The following is a 15,862-nucleotide window of genomic DNA, read 5'->3' on the forward strand; positions in this document are numbered from 1 at the left end:
GCCCAGCCCATCTCACCTACTTGCCACGGACCACGGTGAACGAAGCGGTGTCCACCTTGTTGCCCACCTTCACGGTCACCGTCTTGCTCCCGGCCTTGGCACCGGCCGGCACACTCAGCGTCTTGGAGCCACGCCCACCGGACAGCGACACCCGGTAGCTCTTCCCCTCAGGGCTGGTCACCGTCGCCGAGGAGCCGCCGCTGGCGACGATGCTCACCGTGTATGATGCCCCGGCCCGCACCCGCCCCGGCGAGACGGACGCGGAAACCTTGGCGACCTTCGAGGCGGCGATCCCCGCGACGTCGCTCTTCCGCTTCTTGCTTTCGGCCCGCGCCTTGGAGTTCCGGTCATCCTGCTTCCGGACGTCCTGCTTGCCGCTCTTGCGGTCCGTGAGCTGCGTCGAGCGGTCGCCCGGCTGCGGCGCCTGGGCCGTCGCCGCAGGCTGCGGCTTGGCGGAGTCGGCGAGCGCCGCCCCCGACAGGGGCGCGGTGAGCAGGGCCACACTGGCGAGGGTCACGACGAGGGGCTTGGAGAAGCGCATGATACGACCTTCCAATCCGGGACCGACCTGGCCGAATCTCTTCGTTCAGCCCCCGAGGCGGCCCCACGCCAGACACTCTGCTGACCGATTCTGAGAGTGGCCTCCCACGATCCTTGGTTTTTCATGAACGCGAAAAAGCCCGCCGGCGGGAATGCCGGCGGGCCCTTTCAGTGATCAGTGCTTCTTGTGGCAGTGCCACTTGTAGTAGTAGTGGTAGTGGCCCTTCTTGTGGTAGTGCCCCTTCCACCAGTGGCCCGGCTTGTAGTACTTCTTGTACCAGTGCTTGTGCCAGTAGTAGCCGCTCGGGCACTTCATGGACGCGCTGGCCGTGGTGGCGTCCGTGGCCACGCTGGCCTGGGCAGGAGCCGCGGTGGCGAGACCGCTAAGGGCCAACGAGGCAGCCAGCACGCCGCCTGCGAGAAGCTTCCGCATGATTCCTTCCTTTCCCGTGAGATTGATTCTCACGATAGGAAGGCGGTTAATTCCGCTCTATGTAGAAGTACCGGCTCGGCGACAATTGTTTGTGCTCGACATCGTCCCGATCAATGCACGAGGCCTGAATAATCAGGCGCGCAGTGATCGCCACACGCGGTCGGGCAGAACCCGCGCCGCCTCTGCCAGGTCGATCTCCGGCGCCCCGGCCAGCCAGCGTCTGGTCACCTCGGCCACCGGCCCGACGAGCAGCATCTCCACCTGCGCCACGGGCAGCCGGGCGACCGCGCCGCCGTCCATGTGCCCGAGTATCCAGCCGTTCAGCCGCTCCAGCCGCGGCGCCTTGCCGGCCGCGATGCGCTCGGCGTACGGGCCGAGGTCGATCGCGTACGGCGCCGCGTGGATGAAGCGGGCCTGGTCGGGGTGTTCGGCCGTGAAGCCCAGGTAGGCGGTCACCGCGCGGCGCACGCCGTCGCGGGCGTCGGCGGCGTCCTCGACGGCGGACGTCAGCGTGTCGAGCAGCGCGCCCATGCACCGGCTGTAGAGGGCGGCCGCCAGCCCCTCCAGGCTGCCGAAGTGGTGGTACACGCTGCCCATGCTGACGCCGCTGCGCGTGGTCAGGGCCCGGAGCGTGAAATCGTCAGGGTAGATGGCGAGGGCGGTGTCGAGCAGCTTCGTGACCGTCTCCTCGCTGCGCTTGTGCCGGGTCATCGGGTCGCCGTCAGCGCCTCGGCCTCGTCCCAGACGCGCCGCGCCAGCTCGCCGTCCAGCGCGGGCCCCCGCAAGGGGACCTCCTCGAGTTGGTCGAAGTAACGTCCGGTACCGGTGCCGCCTGCCAGCGCCACCACCGGCCCCGCGCCCTCCTCGACCGTCGCCCACTTGCGCTTGACGGCCTTGAGCAGCCACCCGGCGGGCCCGCCGCGGTCGCCGAGCCCGGTGCGGATCACGCCCGGGTGCACGGCGTCGATCGTGACGCCCGCCTCCCGCCACCGCTCGGCGAACAGCGGCACGGTCAGCAGGTTGCACAGCTTCGTGTCCGCGTACGTACGCAAGGACGAGAAGTCCGCCCCGGCGGACGTGCGGTTGACCGCGAACGACTCCTCCACCCCGTCACTCGTCAGGACGCGGCGGCCCGGCCAGAGGCCCGCGTTGTGCACCAGCACGTCCACCCGCGGGCACCTGGCCCGCAGCTCCTCGGCCAGCCGCCGCACCGACGCGGTCGTGGCCAGATCACCCGCCACGAACTCGACGTCCCCCCGGATGCCCGCCGCGGCCTGCCGCCCGCGCTCCGCGTCACGCGCCACCAGCAGCACCCGGTGCCCGTCATCCGCCAGCCGCTCGCACACCGCACGCCCGATGCCGCGGTTCCCGCCGGTCACCACCAGCACAGAGCCCATGGCAGAGCATCTTTCTAAAGAATTGCTCTAGTTTCAATGGGCGGGAACGTCCTTCAGCACCGCCGTCGCGGCGGCGTGACCCACCTCGAAGGCGGTGTGCAGCAGCGCCGCGTCGCTCTCCAGGCGGCTGATCGCCGGCGAGGTGTCCGGCGGCCGGATCGACAGGACCGCCGGGCCGCCGCTCAGCGACGGCCCGTCCAGGTCGTGCTCGTCCAGGAGCCGGTCGTCGGCCGCCAGCCGGGCGTCCCGCGACAGGAACGCCGTCCGCAGAGCCAGGGTGTGACGGCGCAGGCCGACGCCCGTGAGGAGACGCGCCCCAAGCGACGGCGACGTACGCGCGGAAGCCCTGTCGACCGAACGGCGGGAACGCAGCACGAGCACGTGCGTGGCGCCGTCGCGCAGCGCCTGCCGGAACGGGATCGACTCGGCCACCCCCGCGTCGTACAGCAGCCGGTCGCCGATCGCCACCGGCGGGCCGGCCAGCATCGGCAACGCGGCGCTCGCCCGCAGCGCCAGCCGCAGGGCACGCTCGTCGGTCAGCGCCGCGTGCAGATCCACCGACTCGCCCGTCAGCACGTCCGTGGCCAGCGGGTGGAACTCGATCGGGGCCGCCAGCACCGAGGCGAAGTCCAGCGGGAACTCCCGGACGTAGACCGTCTCGATCAGGCCCCGCACGTCCACCACGGGACGGGCGCGCAACACGTTGCCGCGGCGGATCAACGCCCTGGCGAACACCGGATCCGTCCAGCCCCGCAGCCCCTCCGGGCGGGTGCTCAGCAACCACGCACCCGAGATCGCCCCGGCCGAGGCGCCGTAGACGGCGTCGAACAGCGGCAGCAGGCCGAGCTGCTGGATCGCCAGCGCCATGCCCGCCGACACGGTGCCGCGCATCCCGCCGCCCTCGATCGCCAGCGCCACCCGGTGGCCGTCGTTCCTCTTCCCCGGGCGGCTCGCCTCGGTGGCCCGGCTTGCGAGTACGGCCAGTATCCGGTGTCGGCTTGTGACGTCCTCCACAACGGGCTCCTCAAGGCGGGGGATCAACGGGACCACGACAGATTACGCCGCGGGTGGTTCGCGTTCGCGTGGGGGTGTGGCGCGTGCGCAGCACAGCGGCGGACACCGACAATGCGGCCGGATCGGCACTAAGGTGGCGGCTCATGAACGCGGACACCTGGCTGGAGGACACCCGGACCTCCTACGACACAGTCGCCCTCAGCTACGCCGACCAGCTACGCGGAGCGGTGAGCGAACGCCCCTACCTCCAGGCGGCCCTGACCCTGTTCGCCGACCTGGTCCGCACCACCGGCGAAGGACCGGTGGCGGACGTGGGATGCGGGCCGGGCCACGTCACGGCCCACCTGCACGACCTGGGCCTGGACGCCTTCGGCATCGACCTGTCCCCCGCGATGATCGACGTGGCCCGCCGCGACCACCCCCACCTGCGCTTCGAGGTGGGCTCGATGACCGACCTGGACCTCCCGGACGCCTCCGTCGCCGCCCTGCTGGCGTTCTGGTCGCTGATCCACGTCCCCGACGACGCGATCCCCACCGTCCTCGGCCACTTCCACAGGGTGCTCCGACCAGGAGGACCGCTGCTGGTGGGCTTCCACGCCGGCGACGAGTCCGTCCTGAAGACGCAGGGGTACGGCGGCCACCCCATGCGGGTGCACGTCCACCGTCGCCGGCCCGAACAGGTGGCGGCGTGGCTGGGCGAGGCCGGGTTCACGGTCGAGGCGCAGTGGCTGCTCGGCCTCGACGAACGCGCCCCCGGGGCCGTCCTCTTCGCGCGAAAGAGCGTCACCTCCCGGTGAGCTGCCGGTAGTCGCGCAGTGTGATGTTCTCGGCGGTCCTGCGCGCCATGTTCGCCGCCAGGTTCTTGCCCGGCAGGTACGGCAGCAGCCGGTAGTACCGGTTGAGGAACCCCGCCACGAACCGGCTCTGCGGGATCATCAGCTTGGCCACCCCGTCGCCCATCTTCCGGCAGCCCGCCGCGTACTCCCGCATCTCCTCCTCGTACCGGGCGAAGGTGGCGCGGTGGTCGCCGCCGGCCGCGGCCAGCTCGCCCGCCAGCACGTACGCGCCCACCACCGCCAGCCCCGTCCCCATCCCCGACAGCGACGAGGGACAGTACGCGGCGTCGCCGAGCAGCGCGACCCGGCCGCGCGTCCAGGAGTCCATGGCGACCTGGCCGACCGAGTCGAAGTAGAAGTCGGGCGCGTGCCACATCTCGCCCAGCAGCCGGTCGCTCTCCCAGCCGTTGCCGGTGAACTGCTCGGCGAGGATGTCCTGCTGGCGGGCCGCGTCACGGCGATCCAGGTCCAGCAGCGGCGAGCCGAAGTAGAAGGTGGCCCTGGCCTCGGTGTTGCCGCGGGCGCTGTACATCGCGACGAGCTTGCCGCCGGTGCGGTAGGCGTGGCCGGTGTGGTCGAGGCCGAGGTGGTTCGCGGTGGTGAAGATCGCGCAGTAGACGCCGAGGTGCCTGACGTACCGGTCCTCGGGGCCGAACGCCAGGCGGCGGGTGTTGGAGTGCAGGCCGTCGGCGCCGACGAGCAGGTCGAAGCGGCGGGGCGCGGAACGTTCGAAGGTGACGTGCACCCCGTCGGCGTCCTCGGTGAGTGAGGTGATGGAGTCGCCGAACACGTACTCGGTGTTCTGCTTGGTGGCGTCGTAGAGGATGCGGGACAGGTCGCCGCGGAGGATCTCGACATCCCCGGCGAACAGGTCGGCCGGGAGTTCGGCCTGGGGCTTGCCCGCGCTGTTGACGTACCAGGTGGAGCCGGTGCCGGTGCGGGCGCGTTCCACGGCGGGCAGGATGCCCATGCGGCGCAGCACCGTCAGGTGCGCCTGGCCGCGGAAGTCGACCGCGTAACCGCCGTCGCGGAGGGCGGGGGCGCGTTCGACGATCGTGGGCTGGAAGCCGTAGCGGTGCAGCCAGTAGGCGAGGGCGGGGCCTGCAATGGAGGCGCCGGAGATCAGGATGGTGCGGGTCGTCATGGGGTGGAGCTTGGCGGGCGCTGCTCACCGCGGCCTCACCGCGCGCTCACCGCCCGTGCATTTTGGGTGTGTCTGTGTGGGCCGTCTCTGTACGCGCTGCCTCTGTGACGTCTTCACGAGAGGACGGCCTCTACGAGCGGCTCCGGCAGGCCGAGGAGGCGCAGCGCGTCGGGAACGGAAGCGCCGATCGCGGACGCGGAGGCGGCGCTCTGCCGGTATCGGGCGCGGGCCGTGACATGATCCCCCCGCGCCTCGGCGACGCGGCCCAGCCCGGCCAGCGTACGAACCCGGTTGCCGACGCTCTTCACCCAGTGCGGGTCGATGCGTTCCAGCGCGTCGGTGTACAACCGCTCGGCCTTACCCAGCTCGCCCCGCAGAAGAGCGAGGTCACCGAGCCCGCGCAGGGCGGCGGACAGCCCGGCAGGGCTGCCGGCACGACGGGCCAGACCGGCCGCCCTGGCGTAGTCGGCGCCCGCGGCCTCAGGGTCGTCGGCGGCGAGGTGATCGCCCCGGTTGACCAGCAGGTCGGCGCTGTCCTCCAGGGCGCCTAGCTCGTCGGTGAGCGCGAGGGCTTCGTCGGTCAGCTCGACGGCCCGCGTACGGTCGCCGCGCCCGGCCGCGAGGCCCGCCAGGACGTCGAGGGCCAGCGCGGTGCCCCAGCGGTCGCCGAGTGCGCGGTACCCGTCGGCGGCCAGGTGGAAGGCGTGTTCGGCCGGGCCGGGTTCCTTTTCGCCGAGGTGGCCGAAGCCTGTCACGTACAGGGAGGTCGCGCGGGCCCACGGCTCCGGGTTGTCGCGCTGGGCGGCGACCAGCTCGTACGCGTCGTGCGGCTCCGCTTCGCTCGCATTGTGCATGATCCACAGCAGCAGGGCCGCCGGGTACTTGCCGGGCTGGTCACCGGGCCATGCGGTGGCCAGCGCCTCGCCCGCCGCCGCGCGATGTCGCTGCCAGGCTGGGCGGCCGGCGATGGTGGAGGCGGCGACGAGCACGCATGTCGCGTACTCCTCGCCCAGGACGGGTGGGGGCGTGTCGCCGATCGTGTCGAGCAGGGTGATGGCGTGCGGTGCTGCCGAGGCTGACACGCCGCGGATCCACAGGTACGTCGAGATCGCCCCGATCAGGCGCAGCGCCGTCTCCACGTCCCGCGCCGCCACTGACCGGCGCAGTGCCGCCATCAGGTTGTCGTGTTCGGAGATGAGGATCGGCAGCCAGTCGAGCTGCTCGGCCCGCCGCAGCCACGGGTCGGCGGTCCGCGCCAGGTCGAGGAAGTACTGGGCATGGGCCCGCCGGACGGCCTCACGCTCGCTCGCCGCGTCGTGCCGTGCGTGTGCTACGTCGAGTCGTGCGTGCGCTGCTTCGGGCCGTTCGTCTGGCGCGTTGAGTCGTTCGGCGCCGTACGCGCGGATCGTCTCCAGCATGCGCAGGCGCCCGCCACCCACCGCCTCCAGCAGCGACTTGTCCACCAGCGACTCCAACGTCTCCTCATCGGTGCCGCACACCCGCACCGCCGCACCGGCCGTGGCGCCGCCCGCGAAGACCGTGAAGCGGCGGGCGGCGCGTTGCTCGCCGGCCGACAGCAGGGCCCAGCTCCAGGCCACCACCGACCGCAGCGTCCGGTGCCGTTGGTCGGGGGTGCGGTTGCCGCGGGCGGTGACGCTGAGCAGGTCGTCCAGACGGACGGCCAGGTCGTCGAGGGAAAGGGTGCGCAGTCGGGCCGCGGCCAGTTCGATGGCCAGCGGGAGGTCGTCGAGGGCCGCGCAGATCCGCCGGATGAGCGTGGGGTCGGGTATGAAGCCGCGCCGGGCGGCGCGGGCGCGGTCGGTGAACAGCCGGGCCGCCGCTTCGCCGTTCAGCGGGCGGACCTGCCGGATGTGCTCGCCGATGATGCCGAGCGGTTCGCGGCTGGTGGCCAGGACGCGCAGTCGCGGGCCGGTCGCCAGGAGGCGGGCCACCAGGGCGGCGACGTCGTCCACGAGGTGCTCGCAGTTGTCGAGGACGAGGAGGAGCGGGCGGTCCGACAGCGCTGAGACGAGGCGATCGAGTGGTGTCCGGGGGCCGTCGGCGAGTTGCAGCCCGTTCTGGCGGAGGCCGAGCGCGTTCAGGAGTGTTTGTGTGAGGCCGGTGCCGTCGCGCAGGGAGGCCAGCTCCGCGAAGCACACCTCGCCGTCGGCGGTGGCGGCGAGCTCGACGGACAGGCGGGTCTTGCCGACGCCGCCTGGTCCGGTCAGTGTGACCAGCCGTGCCACTCGCAGGAGTTCGGTGATCTCCGCCATTTCGTCGTCGCGGCCGACGAATGAGGTGAGTTGGGAGGGCGCCGGTGACGACGGGGTGTTCAGCAGTTCTCGGTGTAGCTGTGCCAGTTCGGCTGATGGGTCGGTGCCCAGTTCCTCGGCCAGTCGCCGCCTGGTCTCCTCGAAGACCATCAGGGCCTCGGCTCGCTCGCCGCCCGCCGACAGCGCTCGCATGAGCAGCCCCGCCGGACGCTCTCGTAGCGGATGCCGTTCGACCAGCTCCCGCAGCTCAGGCACGACCGCACGGTGCTCGTCGAGCCGCAGCTCTGGCACGACCGCATGGTGCTCGTCGAGCCGCGGCTCGGGAACGCTCGTGCGATGCTCGCCGAGCAGCAGTTGCGCCTCGATCCGGTCCTCCAGCGCGCCGACCCGCAGCTCCTCCAGCCGCACGGCCGCGGCCCGCGCCATCTCACTTTCCGGCAGTTCGGCCAGCGCGGCCCCCCGCCACAACGCCAGCGCCGCCGTCAGCACCGTCACAGCCCGCCGGACATCACCGGAGCCCAGCGCGGCCCGCCCTTCGGCGGCGAGCCGTTCGAACCGGCAGGCGTCCACGTCATCGTCGGCGACCACGAGCCGGTACCCGGCGCCGGCCCGCTCGATCGAAGCCTCCGCCCCCAAGCAGGCACGCAGCCGGGACACCTGCGACTGCAGCGCATGCGCCGACGGCACGCCCGCGGGCCCGAGTTCGGCGGCGAGCCGTTCGGCGGGCACGACGGCCCCCGGCCGTACCAGCAGCAGCGCCAGGAGGGCGCGGCGGGCGGGCCCGCCCAGCGGCACGTCGGCCCCGTCGTCGCGCCACGCCCTGGTGTCACCGAGGATCCCGAACCGCATACGGGTGATTATCCCCGGTCCACCGAACCGGCCCCCGGCCCACCGAACCAGACCCGGTCCGAACGGGCCTCAGACGGGGAAGTTGGCGCGGAGGACGCCGTGCGGGTCGTGGTGCCGCTTGATGCGGCGGAGCCGGGCGAGGGCGTCGGGGGAGAAGGCGTCGGCGGCGCTCTCGTCCGGCCCGAGGAAGGTGTACGGCTTGCGCCCGCTGACGGGCAGCGCCGAGGCGAGGTCGCGCTGCCGGGCGGCGACCGCCGCGGCCGTCTCCGCGTCGGCGGGGATGCCGAACATGTAGAGCGCGTACGGCTCCGTCAGCGCCCCCTGCGGCGTGTCGGACGGGCGGGTGAACGCGCCCCCCAGATGCCGCACCTGGACGCTGAGCAGCGGCGCGATCGGGTCGGCGAGCAGGGACTTGGCCGCCGCGTCGTCCAGGACGGTGAGCAGTTCGGCGCGGGACAGGCCAGGCCCGGGGTCGGTGGGCTCGGCGGTGATGGCGCCGAGCTCGGAGACCGGCATGACGCCAAGGGTGTCGGACAGTGGCCGGGCCAGGCGGTCGAGCGGCGCCAGCAGGTCGCGGGCGGCGTCCGACGGACCGAGGTAGGTGGCGTCCACGGCGACCATGGGCGCGGAGCCGGGGAAGTGCAGCAGGTCCAGCCAGACCGTCAGCTCGTCGGGCGCGTCGGCGGTGATCCGCCGGTAGGCGTCCAGCACCTCCTCCGCGTGCGAGCCCGCCCACAGGACCCGCCCGCCGAACAGGTGCGGCGCCGGGTGCAGGGTCAGCTCCAGCGCGGTGACGACGGCGAAGTCCCCGCCTCCGCCGCGCAGCGCCCAGAACAGGTCGGGGTCGGAGTCCGCGGTGACGCGCCGGGCGCGGCCTTCGGCGTCCACCACGTCCAGGGCGGTGACCGCGTCCGCGACCCACCCGTGCGCGCGCCCGAACCAGCTCAGCCCCCCGCCGAGCGCCACGCCCGCCACGCTGACGACGGGGGAGCTGCCCGGCAGCCCCGTCAGGCCGTGCCGGGCGGCGGCGGCCTGGACGCGGCCGGACGCCACGCCCGCACCGACCCGCGCACGGCGGGCCACCGGGTCGATCTCCAAGGTGTCCAACCGGCCGGTGCGCAGCAGGATCGTGCCCGCGGCGCTGCCGGACGCGCCGTGCCCGTTCGGCTGGACGGCGACGCTCAGCCCGGCCGCACCGGCGTGACGGACGAGGGCGCTGACGTCGTCGGCGTCGGCCGCCTCGACCACGGCCGCCACCGGTTGTGCGACGGCCAGGTTCCAGGGGCGGTGCGCGGCGTCGAAGCCGGGGTCTCCAGGCAGCAGGACGGGGCCGCGGACGGCGGTGCGCAAGGCGTTCATAGCGTTCATGCACCCCACGCTATTGCCAGAAAAGACCGGATATAGGGTGCATTGTCGTGGCAATTGAGTGGGTCAATTTGGCGGAGCGGCTCGGCAGTGACCTGCACCTGGAGCTGACAGGCCCCGGCAGCCGCCGCGCCGTGCTCACCCGCGCGCTGCGCGACGCCGTACGGGACGGGCGGCTGGCCCCCGGCACCCGGCTGCCGCCCTACCGCTCACTCGCCGCCGACCTCGGCCTGGCCCGCAACACCGTCGCCGACGCCTACGCCGAGCTGGTCGCCGAGGGCTGGCTGGTCGCCAGGCAGGGGTCGGGCACCCGGGTGGCGTCCAGGGCCGAGCCCGCCCGGCAGCCGCGCGTACCGGGGAAGGTGCCCGCGCGCCCGGCCCCGCCCCTGCACGACCTGCGGCAGGGCAGGCCCGACGCCGCCTCCTTCCCCCGCGCGGCCTGGCTGGCCGCCGCCCGCCGCGCGCTGAACGGCGCACCCAGCGAGGCCTTCGGCCCCGGCGACCCGCAAGGACGTCCCGAGCTGCGCCGCGCGCTGGCCGAGTACCTGGCGCGCGCCCGCGGCGTGCGCACCACGCCCGACCGGATCGTGATCTGCTCCGGGTTCGCGCACGCGCTGCGGCTGCTCTTCGGCGAGCGGGTGCTGCGCGGCCCCCTCGCCGTCGAGTCCTACGGGCTCGCCTTCCACCGCGCCGTCCTGGCGGCGGCCTCCGTCCGTACGGTGCCGCTCACGCTCGACGAGCACGGCGCCCGCACCACCGAACTGGCGGGACTCAAGGGCGTCAGGACGGCGCTGCTCACCCCGGCACACCAGTTCCCCACCGGCGGGCCCCTGCACCCCGAGCGGCGCGCCGCCGCGGTGGACTGGGCGCGCTCCTGCGGCGGACTGATCCTGGAGGACGACTACGACGGCGAGTTCCGCTACGACCGCGAGCCGGTGGGCGCGGTGCAGGGCCTCGACCCCGAGCGGGTCGTCTACCTCGGCTCGGCCAGCAAGAGCATCTCACCGGCGCTGCGCATCGGCTGGATGGTGCTGCCCGAGCACCTCATCGCCCCCGTCCTGGCCGCCAAGGGCGAACGGGAGGCCTGGGCCGGCGTGACGGACCAGCTCACGCTCGCGGACTTCGTCGACTCCGGCCACTACGACCGGCACGTCCGCCGCATGCGCCAGCGGTACCGGGCCCGCCGCGACCGCCTCGTCACCACCCTCGCCGCCCGCGCCCCGCACGTCGCCACCACCGGCATCGCCGCCGGGCTGCACGCGGTGCTGCGCCTGCCGCCCGGCACCGAACGCGCCACCGTCCAGGCCGCGGCCCGGCGGTCGATCGCCGTGGAGGGCCTGGCCGGCTACCGCCACCCGGCCGCCGTCATGCCCGCCGAAGACGGCCTGGTCGTCGGGTACGCCACGCCGCCCGACCACGCCTACGGGCCCGCGCTCGACGCGCTCTGCCGCGTCCTGTCGCGCTGAGCGGATCACCAGCTCACGCCCTGGCCAATGAGGCTCCGTCACCGCGTACAGGACGGCGGAGGCGAAACGATAACGGTCATCATGCCGCCCTGGGGAGATCGTGGTGATTTGTGATGGTACGGTCTTGCTCCGAAAATGATTCTCGTTTTCTGGAGTGTCCTTGAGAACGCAGTCAGAGTCCCCACCCACCGCCACCTTCGCGATGCCCGTGACCGTCGCCCTCCTCACCGGCGTCCTCGCGGTGTCGGTGCTGCTGGCGATCGGGCTGGGCGCCGCCGCCGTGCCGCCGGGGGAGACGCTGCGCTTCCTGTGGGCGGCCGTGACCGGCGGCTCCATCACGGCCGACGAGGTCACGGCGTACCAGATCATCTGGCAGGTGCGCACGCCGCGCGTGCTGCTGGCGGTCCTGGTGGGGGCGGGGCTGAGCGTGGTCGGCGTGGCGATCCAGGCCATGGTGCGCAACGCGCTGGCCGACCCGTACGTGCTGGGCGTGTCGTCGGGCGCGTCGGCCGGGGCGGTGCTGGTCGGCGTCACGGGCACGCTCACCGCGCTGGGCGTCTACGCGGTGTCGGCCGGCGCGTTCCTGGGGGCGCTGCTCGTGTCCGCCCTGGTCTACCTGGCCTCGCGCGGCGCCGGCGGCCTGACGCCGCTGCGGCTGGTGCTCACCGGGGTGGCCATGGCGTTCGGCTTCCAGGCCGTGATGAGCCTGATCGTGTACTTCGTCCCGGACGGCGAGTCGACGAGCACGGTGCTGTTCTGGTCGATGGGCGGCTTCGGCGCGGCGACCTGGGGCGCGCTGCCCGTCGTCGCGGCCGTCACCGCCGCCACCGTCGTGGTGCTGCGCCGTCACGCGCGCAGCCTGGACGTGCTCGCCCTCGGCGACGAGACCTCGGTGAGCCTCGGCGTGGACACGGTCAGGCTGCGGCGCGGCCTGTTCGTCCTGACGTCGCTGGCGACCGGCGCGATGGTCGCGGTCAGCGGCGCGATCGGGTTCGTCGGGCTGGTCATGCCGCACCTGGTGCGGTTGTGGACGGGCGCCGCGCACGTCCGCGTCCTCACCGTCGCGCCGCTGGCCGGGGCCATCTTCATGGTGTGGGCCGACCTGGTGGCCAGGACCCTGGTGGCGCCGCGCGAGCTGCCGCTCGGCGTGATCACCGCGCTGGTGGGCGTGCCGGTCTTCGTCGTGCTGCTGCGCCGCCGCGGCTACCTGTTCGGCGGACGCTGATGAGCAGCCTGCTCGTGCTGGACGAGCTGTCGGCGACCATCGACGGCGCCGCCATCGTCAGAGACCTCGCACTGGACGTGGCGGAACGGCAGGTCGTCGGCCTGATCGGGCCCAACGGGTCGGGCAAGACGACGGCCCTGCGATGCGTGTACCGGGCGTTGCGGCCCTCGGGCGGCGCCGTCTGGATCGACGGGCAGGAGCTGTCGCGGATGCCGCTGCGCGACAGCGCCCGCGTCATCGCCGCACTCACCCAGGAGGGACGGGCCGACCTCGACTTCACCGTCGAGGAGGTCGTCGCCCTCGGCCGCGCCCCCCACCTGCGCGGCAACCAGGCGCTCAGCGCCCGCGAACGCGACCTGTGCCACCAGGCCATGGCCCGGATGGAGGTGCTGCACCTGGCGGGGCGCGGCGTGCTGTCGCTGTCCGGCGGGGAACGCCAGCGCGTCCTGGTGGCCAGGGCGCTCGTCCAGGAGCCGCGGCTGCTGGTGCTCGACGAGCCGACCAACCACCTCGACCTGCACCACCAGATCCGGCTGCTGTCCATGCTCAGGGAGCCGGGGCCCGGCGTGCTCGTCACCCTGCACGACCTCAACCTCGCCGCCTCCGCCTGCGACCGGCTCGCCGTCCTCTCCCACGGGACGCTCGTCGCCTCAGGCCCGCCCGCCGACGTCCTCACCGAACAGCTCCTGCGCGAGGTGTTCGGCGTCGAGGCCAGCGTCGTCCGGCATCCCCTCACCGGCGTCCCGCAGGTGCTCTACGACCTCGGCGCCGCCACCACCACGGAAGGAAACCCCGCGTGAACACACCTGCCTCCGCCGCGCTCCTGGCGGGCCTGCTCCTGATCGCCGGCTGCGGCGCGCAGGTGGAGGACGGCGCCGCCGCCGCGCGCACGGTCACCGTCAAACGGTGCGGACAGGACATCGAGTACACCACCCCGCGGCGCGCCGTCGCCTACGAGGGCGGCAGCGCCGACAAGCTGTTCGCCCTCGGCCTCACCGAGCACGTCCACGGCTACGTCATGCCGCCCGCCAACCCGCCCGTCACGGAGTCGCCGTGGGCGAGCGAGTACGCCAAGGTCAAGTTCCTCAGCGACGACCTGCTCAACCGGGAGCTGGTCGTGGACGCCAAGGCCGATCTCGTCGTCGCCGGCTGGCGCTCCGGCTTCAGCGACCAGCGCGGCATCACCCCCGCCATCCTGGACGGGCTGAAGATCCAGAGCTTCATGCACACCGAGTCGTGCTTCAACTACCCCGGCCACCCCGAACGCGTCACGCCCTTCGACGCCCTCTACACCGACCTCGAACGGCTCGGCCGGATCTTCGGCGTGGAGGAGCGGGCGCGCACCCTCGTCGAGGGGTACCGCAAGCGCGTCGAGGCCGTGCGGGCCCAGGCTCCCCAGGGGGAGCCGGTGCCCGTGTTCCTGTACGACTCGGGGACCGACAAGCCGTTCACCGCGGGCCGTCAGGTGCCGCCGAACGACATCATCCGGTTCGCGGGCGGGCGCAACATCTTCGGGGAGCTGGACGCGCGGTGGAGCGAGGTGACCTGGGAGGCCGTCGTTCAGGCCAAGCCCGAGGTGATCATCATCCTGGACTACGGGGACAAGCCCGCCGAAGAGAAGATCAAGTTCCTGAAGGAGTTTCCCACCACCGCCAAGTTGCCGGCCGTGGTCAACGATCGTTTCTATGTGCTCGACTACAACGAGGGGATCAGCGGGCCGCGCAACGTCGACGGGCTGGAAGGGTTCGCGGCTTATCTGCGCGAGCTGGACGCGTGAGCGGGCCGGTGCTCCTTGACCGGCGGTTCGTCCGGTTGTGGTGCGGCACCACCGCATCGGGGCTGGCCACGTGGGCGTTGCCGTTCGTGCTCGGGCTCGCCGTCCTGGACCGGACGCTCACTGCGGGCGGGCTGGGCGTCGTGCTGGCCGCCCGCACCGCCGGGTTCCTAATCGCGGTGCCGATCAGCGGGGTGCTGGCCGATCGGTACTCGCGGCGGGGCGTGGTGCTGTGGGCGGGGCTGGCCGCCGCCGTCGCCACCCCGGGCATCGCTCTCGGGCTCGGTGGGTCCGTCCTGGTCATGGCGGTGGCGGCGGTGGTCGTCGGGGCGGGGCAGGGGGCGTGCCGGCCCGCCTTCCAGGCGCTCACGGCCGAGGTGGTGGAGGACGGGCGGCGGCGGCAGGCCAACGCGGCCATCACCTTCGCCGTCCGCGTCACCACCCTGGTCGCGCCTGCGGGCACCGCGCTGCTGGCGGTCGTCCTGGACACCTGGGCGCTCCTGATCGGCACCGCCCTGCTGTGGCTGCTCGCCGCCCTCCTCCCACCCCCCGGCGCCCCCCCCCCCCCCCCCGCCCCCGCCCCCGCCTCCGCCGCCGCCCCTGCGCCTGCGCCCGCCCTCGCGTCCGGCCCTCCTTCCGCCCCCACCCGCGCGCCCGGACGGGTGCGGCTGGTGGCGGAGTTCGGTGAAGGCATGAGGGAGGCCCGCCGCCACCCCTGGTTCCTCGCCGGTCTCGCAGCGCTGGCCGCCGTCATCTTCACCGGCTACTCAGCCACCGGCGTGGCACTCCCGCTGGTCAGCCGCGACCGCTACGGCACAGAAGCCGTACTGGCGGCGGCCCTCACCGCCTACACCCTCGGCGCCCTGGCCGGAGCGGTGCTCGTGGCCCGGTGGAAACCGAGAGCGCAGGGCTGGACCGCCCTGGCAGGCCTGGCCCTGTACGGTTTCGCCCCCCTCAGCCTCCTCCTCCCCGTGCACCCGGCCGCCGTGTTCGCCGCCTACGCGGTGGCCGGGCTGGGCATCGAGCTGTTCAACGTGCCCTGGTTCACCGCCACCCAGCGCGAGGTGGAGCCCCGCCTGCTCGCCCGCGTCTCCTCGCTCGACTTCCTCATCTCCTACGGCCTGGCCCCCGTCGGCCTGGCCTTCCTCGCCCCGGCCATCGACGCGTTCGGCTGGCGGCCGGTCCTGGCCGGGTGCGCGCTGGTGTGCTTCGTCGCCCCCGCCGCCGCGGCCCTGGTGCCGGGCACCCGCGGTTTCTCCCGCCGCCCGGCCGAGCCGGCAGCATAAGGTTTGGTGAGTGGCATCAGCTCACGTCCCCCTGGGAGAGATGCGATGACGGATAAGAGAAGGTCTTCGGGCGCTGGGCTCGGCTTCGGGATCAGCCTCGGCCTGCTGTTCGGCGTCGTCTTCGGGCTCGCCCTGGACAACCTCGCCATCGGCATCTCGCTCGGCCTCGCCCTGGGGGTGGCCTTCGGCGCCGCCTACAGCGCGCGGAAGAAGAACGACGGCGGAGGGCCGAGCAGCGGTTGACCCTGACGCAGGGTGCG

General features: G+C 73.1%; 15 protein-coding genes. 7 read left to right on the top strand and 8 right to left on the bottom strand.

The annotated features are described in order from the left end of the window. Window positions 1-16 precede the first annotated feature (16 nt). From ABD331_RS44490 to ABD331_RS44510, 5 genes are all read right to left on the bottom strand, one after another. Entirely contained in the window at window positions 17-541 is a 525-nt protein-coding gene (locus ABD331_RS44490) for a hypothetical protein (RefSeq protein ID WP_344489278.1), read from the bottom strand. A 174-nt stretch (window positions 542-715) separates the two neighbouring features. After that, entirely contained in the window at window positions 716-973 is a 258-nt protein-coding gene (locus ABD331_RS44495; RefSeq protein WP_344489281.1) for a hypothetical protein, read from the bottom strand. 132 nt (window positions 974-1,105) lie between these two features. Then, entirely contained in the window at window positions 1,106-1,684 is a 579-nt protein-coding gene (locus ABD331_RS44500) for a TetR/AcrR family transcriptional regulator (protein ID WP_344489284.1), read from the bottom strand. Further along, window positions 1,681-2,370, bottom strand: a complete 690-nt coding sequence (locus ABD331_RS44505) for an SDR family NAD(P)-dependent oxidoreductase (RefSeq protein ID WP_344489287.1) — start codon at window positions 2,368-2,370, stop codon at window positions 1,681-1,683. Before ABD331_RS44505 ends, ABD331_RS44500 begins: the two co-directional genes overlap by 4 nt. A gap of 33 nt (window positions 2,371-2,403) precedes the next feature. Next, entirely contained in the window at window positions 2,404-3,384 is a 981-nt protein-coding gene (locus ABD331_RS44510; RefSeq protein WP_344489290.1) for a patatin-like phospholipase family protein, read from the bottom strand. A 143-nt stretch (window positions 3,385-3,527) separates the two neighbouring features. Between ABD331_RS44510 and ABD331_RS44515 the strand changes: the two genes are divergently transcribed. Next, entirely contained in the window at window positions 3,528-4,181 is a 654-nt protein-coding gene (locus ABD331_RS44515) for a class I SAM-dependent methyltransferase (protein WP_344489293.1), read from the top strand. Here ABD331_RS44515 and ABD331_RS44520 read toward each other — a convergent pair. The 3 genes from ABD331_RS44520 to ABD331_RS44530 form a co-directional block, all read right to left on the bottom strand. Continuing rightward, window positions 4,168-5,364 carry an FAD-dependent monooxygenase gene (locus ABD331_RS44520; RefSeq protein WP_344489296.1) on the bottom strand — a complete coding sequence of 399 codons (1,197 nt, stop codon included), beginning with the start codon at window positions 5,362-5,364 and terminating at the stop codon, window positions 4,168-4,170. The genes ABD331_RS44515 and ABD331_RS44520 overlap by 14 nt on opposite strands. A 113-nt stretch (window positions 5,365-5,477) precedes the next feature. Beyond that, window positions 5,478-8,486: an ATP-binding protein gene (locus tag ABD331_RS44525; protein ID WP_344489299.1), complete on the bottom strand. Its 3,009-nt coding sequence runs from the start codon at window positions 8,484-8,486 to the stop codon at window positions 5,478-5,480. A gap of 69 nt (window positions 8,487-8,555) precedes the next feature. Next, window positions 8,556-9,854 (bottom strand): FAD-binding oxidoreductase, encoded by a 1,299-nt coding sequence (locus tag ABD331_RS44530; protein WP_344489302.1) that lies wholly within the window; start codon window positions 9,852-9,854, stop codon window positions 8,556-8,558. Between the two features lie 47 nt (window positions 9,855-9,901). On the opposite strand from ABD331_RS44530, the gene pdxR reads away from it, so the two are divergent. The 6 genes from pdxR (at window position 9,902) to ABD331_RS44560 (ending at window position 15,845) form a co-directional block, all read left to right on the top strand. Continuing rightward, entirely contained in the window at window positions 9,902-11,317 is a 1,416-nt protein-coding gene (pdxR, locus tag ABD331_RS44535) for a MocR-like pyridoxine biosynthesis transcription factor PdxR (RefSeq protein WP_344489305.1), read from the top strand. Between the two features lie 202 nt (window positions 11,318-11,519). Next, window positions 11,520-12,542, top strand: a complete 1,023-nt coding sequence (locus ABD331_RS44540; RefSeq protein ID WP_344489400.1) for a FecCD family ABC transporter permease — start codon at window positions 11,520-11,522, stop codon at window positions 12,540-12,542. Continuing rightward, entirely contained in the window at window positions 12,542-13,342 is an 801-nt protein-coding gene (locus ABD331_RS44545) for an ABC transporter ATP-binding protein (RefSeq protein ID WP_344489308.1), read from the top strand. The genes ABD331_RS44540 and ABD331_RS44545 overlap by 1 nt, the downstream gene beginning before the upstream one ends. Beyond that, window positions 13,339-14,319 carry an ABC transporter substrate-binding protein gene (locus ABD331_RS44550; RefSeq protein ID WP_344489311.1) on the top strand — a complete coding sequence of 327 codons (981 nt, stop codon included), beginning with the start codon at window positions 13,339-13,341 and terminating at the stop codon, window positions 14,317-14,319. The genes ABD331_RS44545 and ABD331_RS44550 overlap by 4 nt, the downstream gene beginning before the upstream one ends. Beyond that, window positions 14,316-15,602 (top strand): MFS transporter, encoded by a 1,287-nt coding sequence (locus ABD331_RS44555; RefSeq protein WP_344489314.1) that lies wholly within the window; start codon window positions 14,316-14,318, stop codon window positions 15,600-15,602. Before ABD331_RS44550 ends, ABD331_RS44555 begins: the two co-directional genes overlap by 4 nt. 45 nt (window positions 15,603-15,647) lie before the next feature. Continuing rightward, the gene (locus ABD331_RS44560; protein WP_344489317.1) at window positions 15,648-15,845 is read left to right on the top strand and encodes a glycine zipper domain-containing protein; all 198 of its coding nucleotides are present in this window, start codon (window positions 15,648-15,650) and stop codon (window positions 15,843-15,845) included. Window positions 15,846-15,862 lie beyond the last annotated feature (17 nt).

The sequence above is a fragment of the Nonomuraea monospora genome, from assembly GCF_039531895.1.
GTDB lineage: Bacteria > Actinomycetota > Actinomycetes > Streptosporangiales > Streptosporangiaceae > Nonomuraea > Nonomuraea monospora.

Excerpts from the sequence above, each read along its gene's own strand:
- ABD331_RS44505 (WP_344489287.1), bottom strand. The coding sequence starts at position 2,370 with ATGGGCTCTGTGCTGGTGGTGACCGGCGGGAACCGCGGCATCGGGCGT.
- ABD331_RS44560 (WP_344489317.1), top strand. The coding sequence starts at position 15,648 with ATGACGGATAAGAGAAGGTCTTCGGGCGCTGGGCTCGGCTTCGGGATC.
- ABD331_RS44540 (WP_344489400.1), top strand. The coding sequence starts at position 11,520 with ATGCCCGTGACCGTCGCCCTCCTCACCGGCGTCCTCGCGGTGTCGGTG.
- ABD331_RS44495 (WP_344489281.1), bottom strand. The coding sequence starts at position 973 with ATGCGGAAGCTTCTCGCAGGCGGCGTGCTGGCTGCCTCGTTGGCCCTT.
- ABD331_RS44520 (WP_344489296.1), bottom strand. The coding sequence starts at position 5,364 with ATGACGACCCGCACCATCCTGATCTCCGGCGCCTCCATTGCAGGCCCC.
- ABD331_RS44500 (WP_344489284.1), bottom strand. The coding sequence starts at position 1,684 with ATGACCCGGCACAAGCGCAGCGAGGAGACGGTCACGAAGCTGCTCGAC.
- ABD331_RS44515 (WP_344489293.1), top strand. The coding sequence starts at position 3,528 with ATGAACGCGGACACCTGGCTGGAGGACACCCGGACCTCCTACGACACA.
- ABD331_RS44490 (WP_344489278.1), bottom strand. The coding sequence starts at position 541 with ATGCGCTTCTCCAAGCCCCTCGTCGTGACCCTCGCCAGTGTGGCCCTG.
- ABD331_RS44530 (WP_344489302.1), bottom strand. The coding sequence starts at position 9,854 with ATGAACGCTATGAACGCCTTGCGCACCGCCGTCCGCGGCCCCGTCCTG.
- ABD331_RS44525 (WP_344489299.1), bottom strand. The coding sequence starts at position 8,486 with ATGCGGTTCGGGATCCTCGGTGACACCAGGGCGTGGCGCGACGACGGG.
- ABD331_RS44545 (WP_344489308.1), top strand. The coding sequence starts at position 12,542 with ATGAGCAGCCTGCTCGTGCTGGACGAGCTGTCGGCGACCATCGACGGC.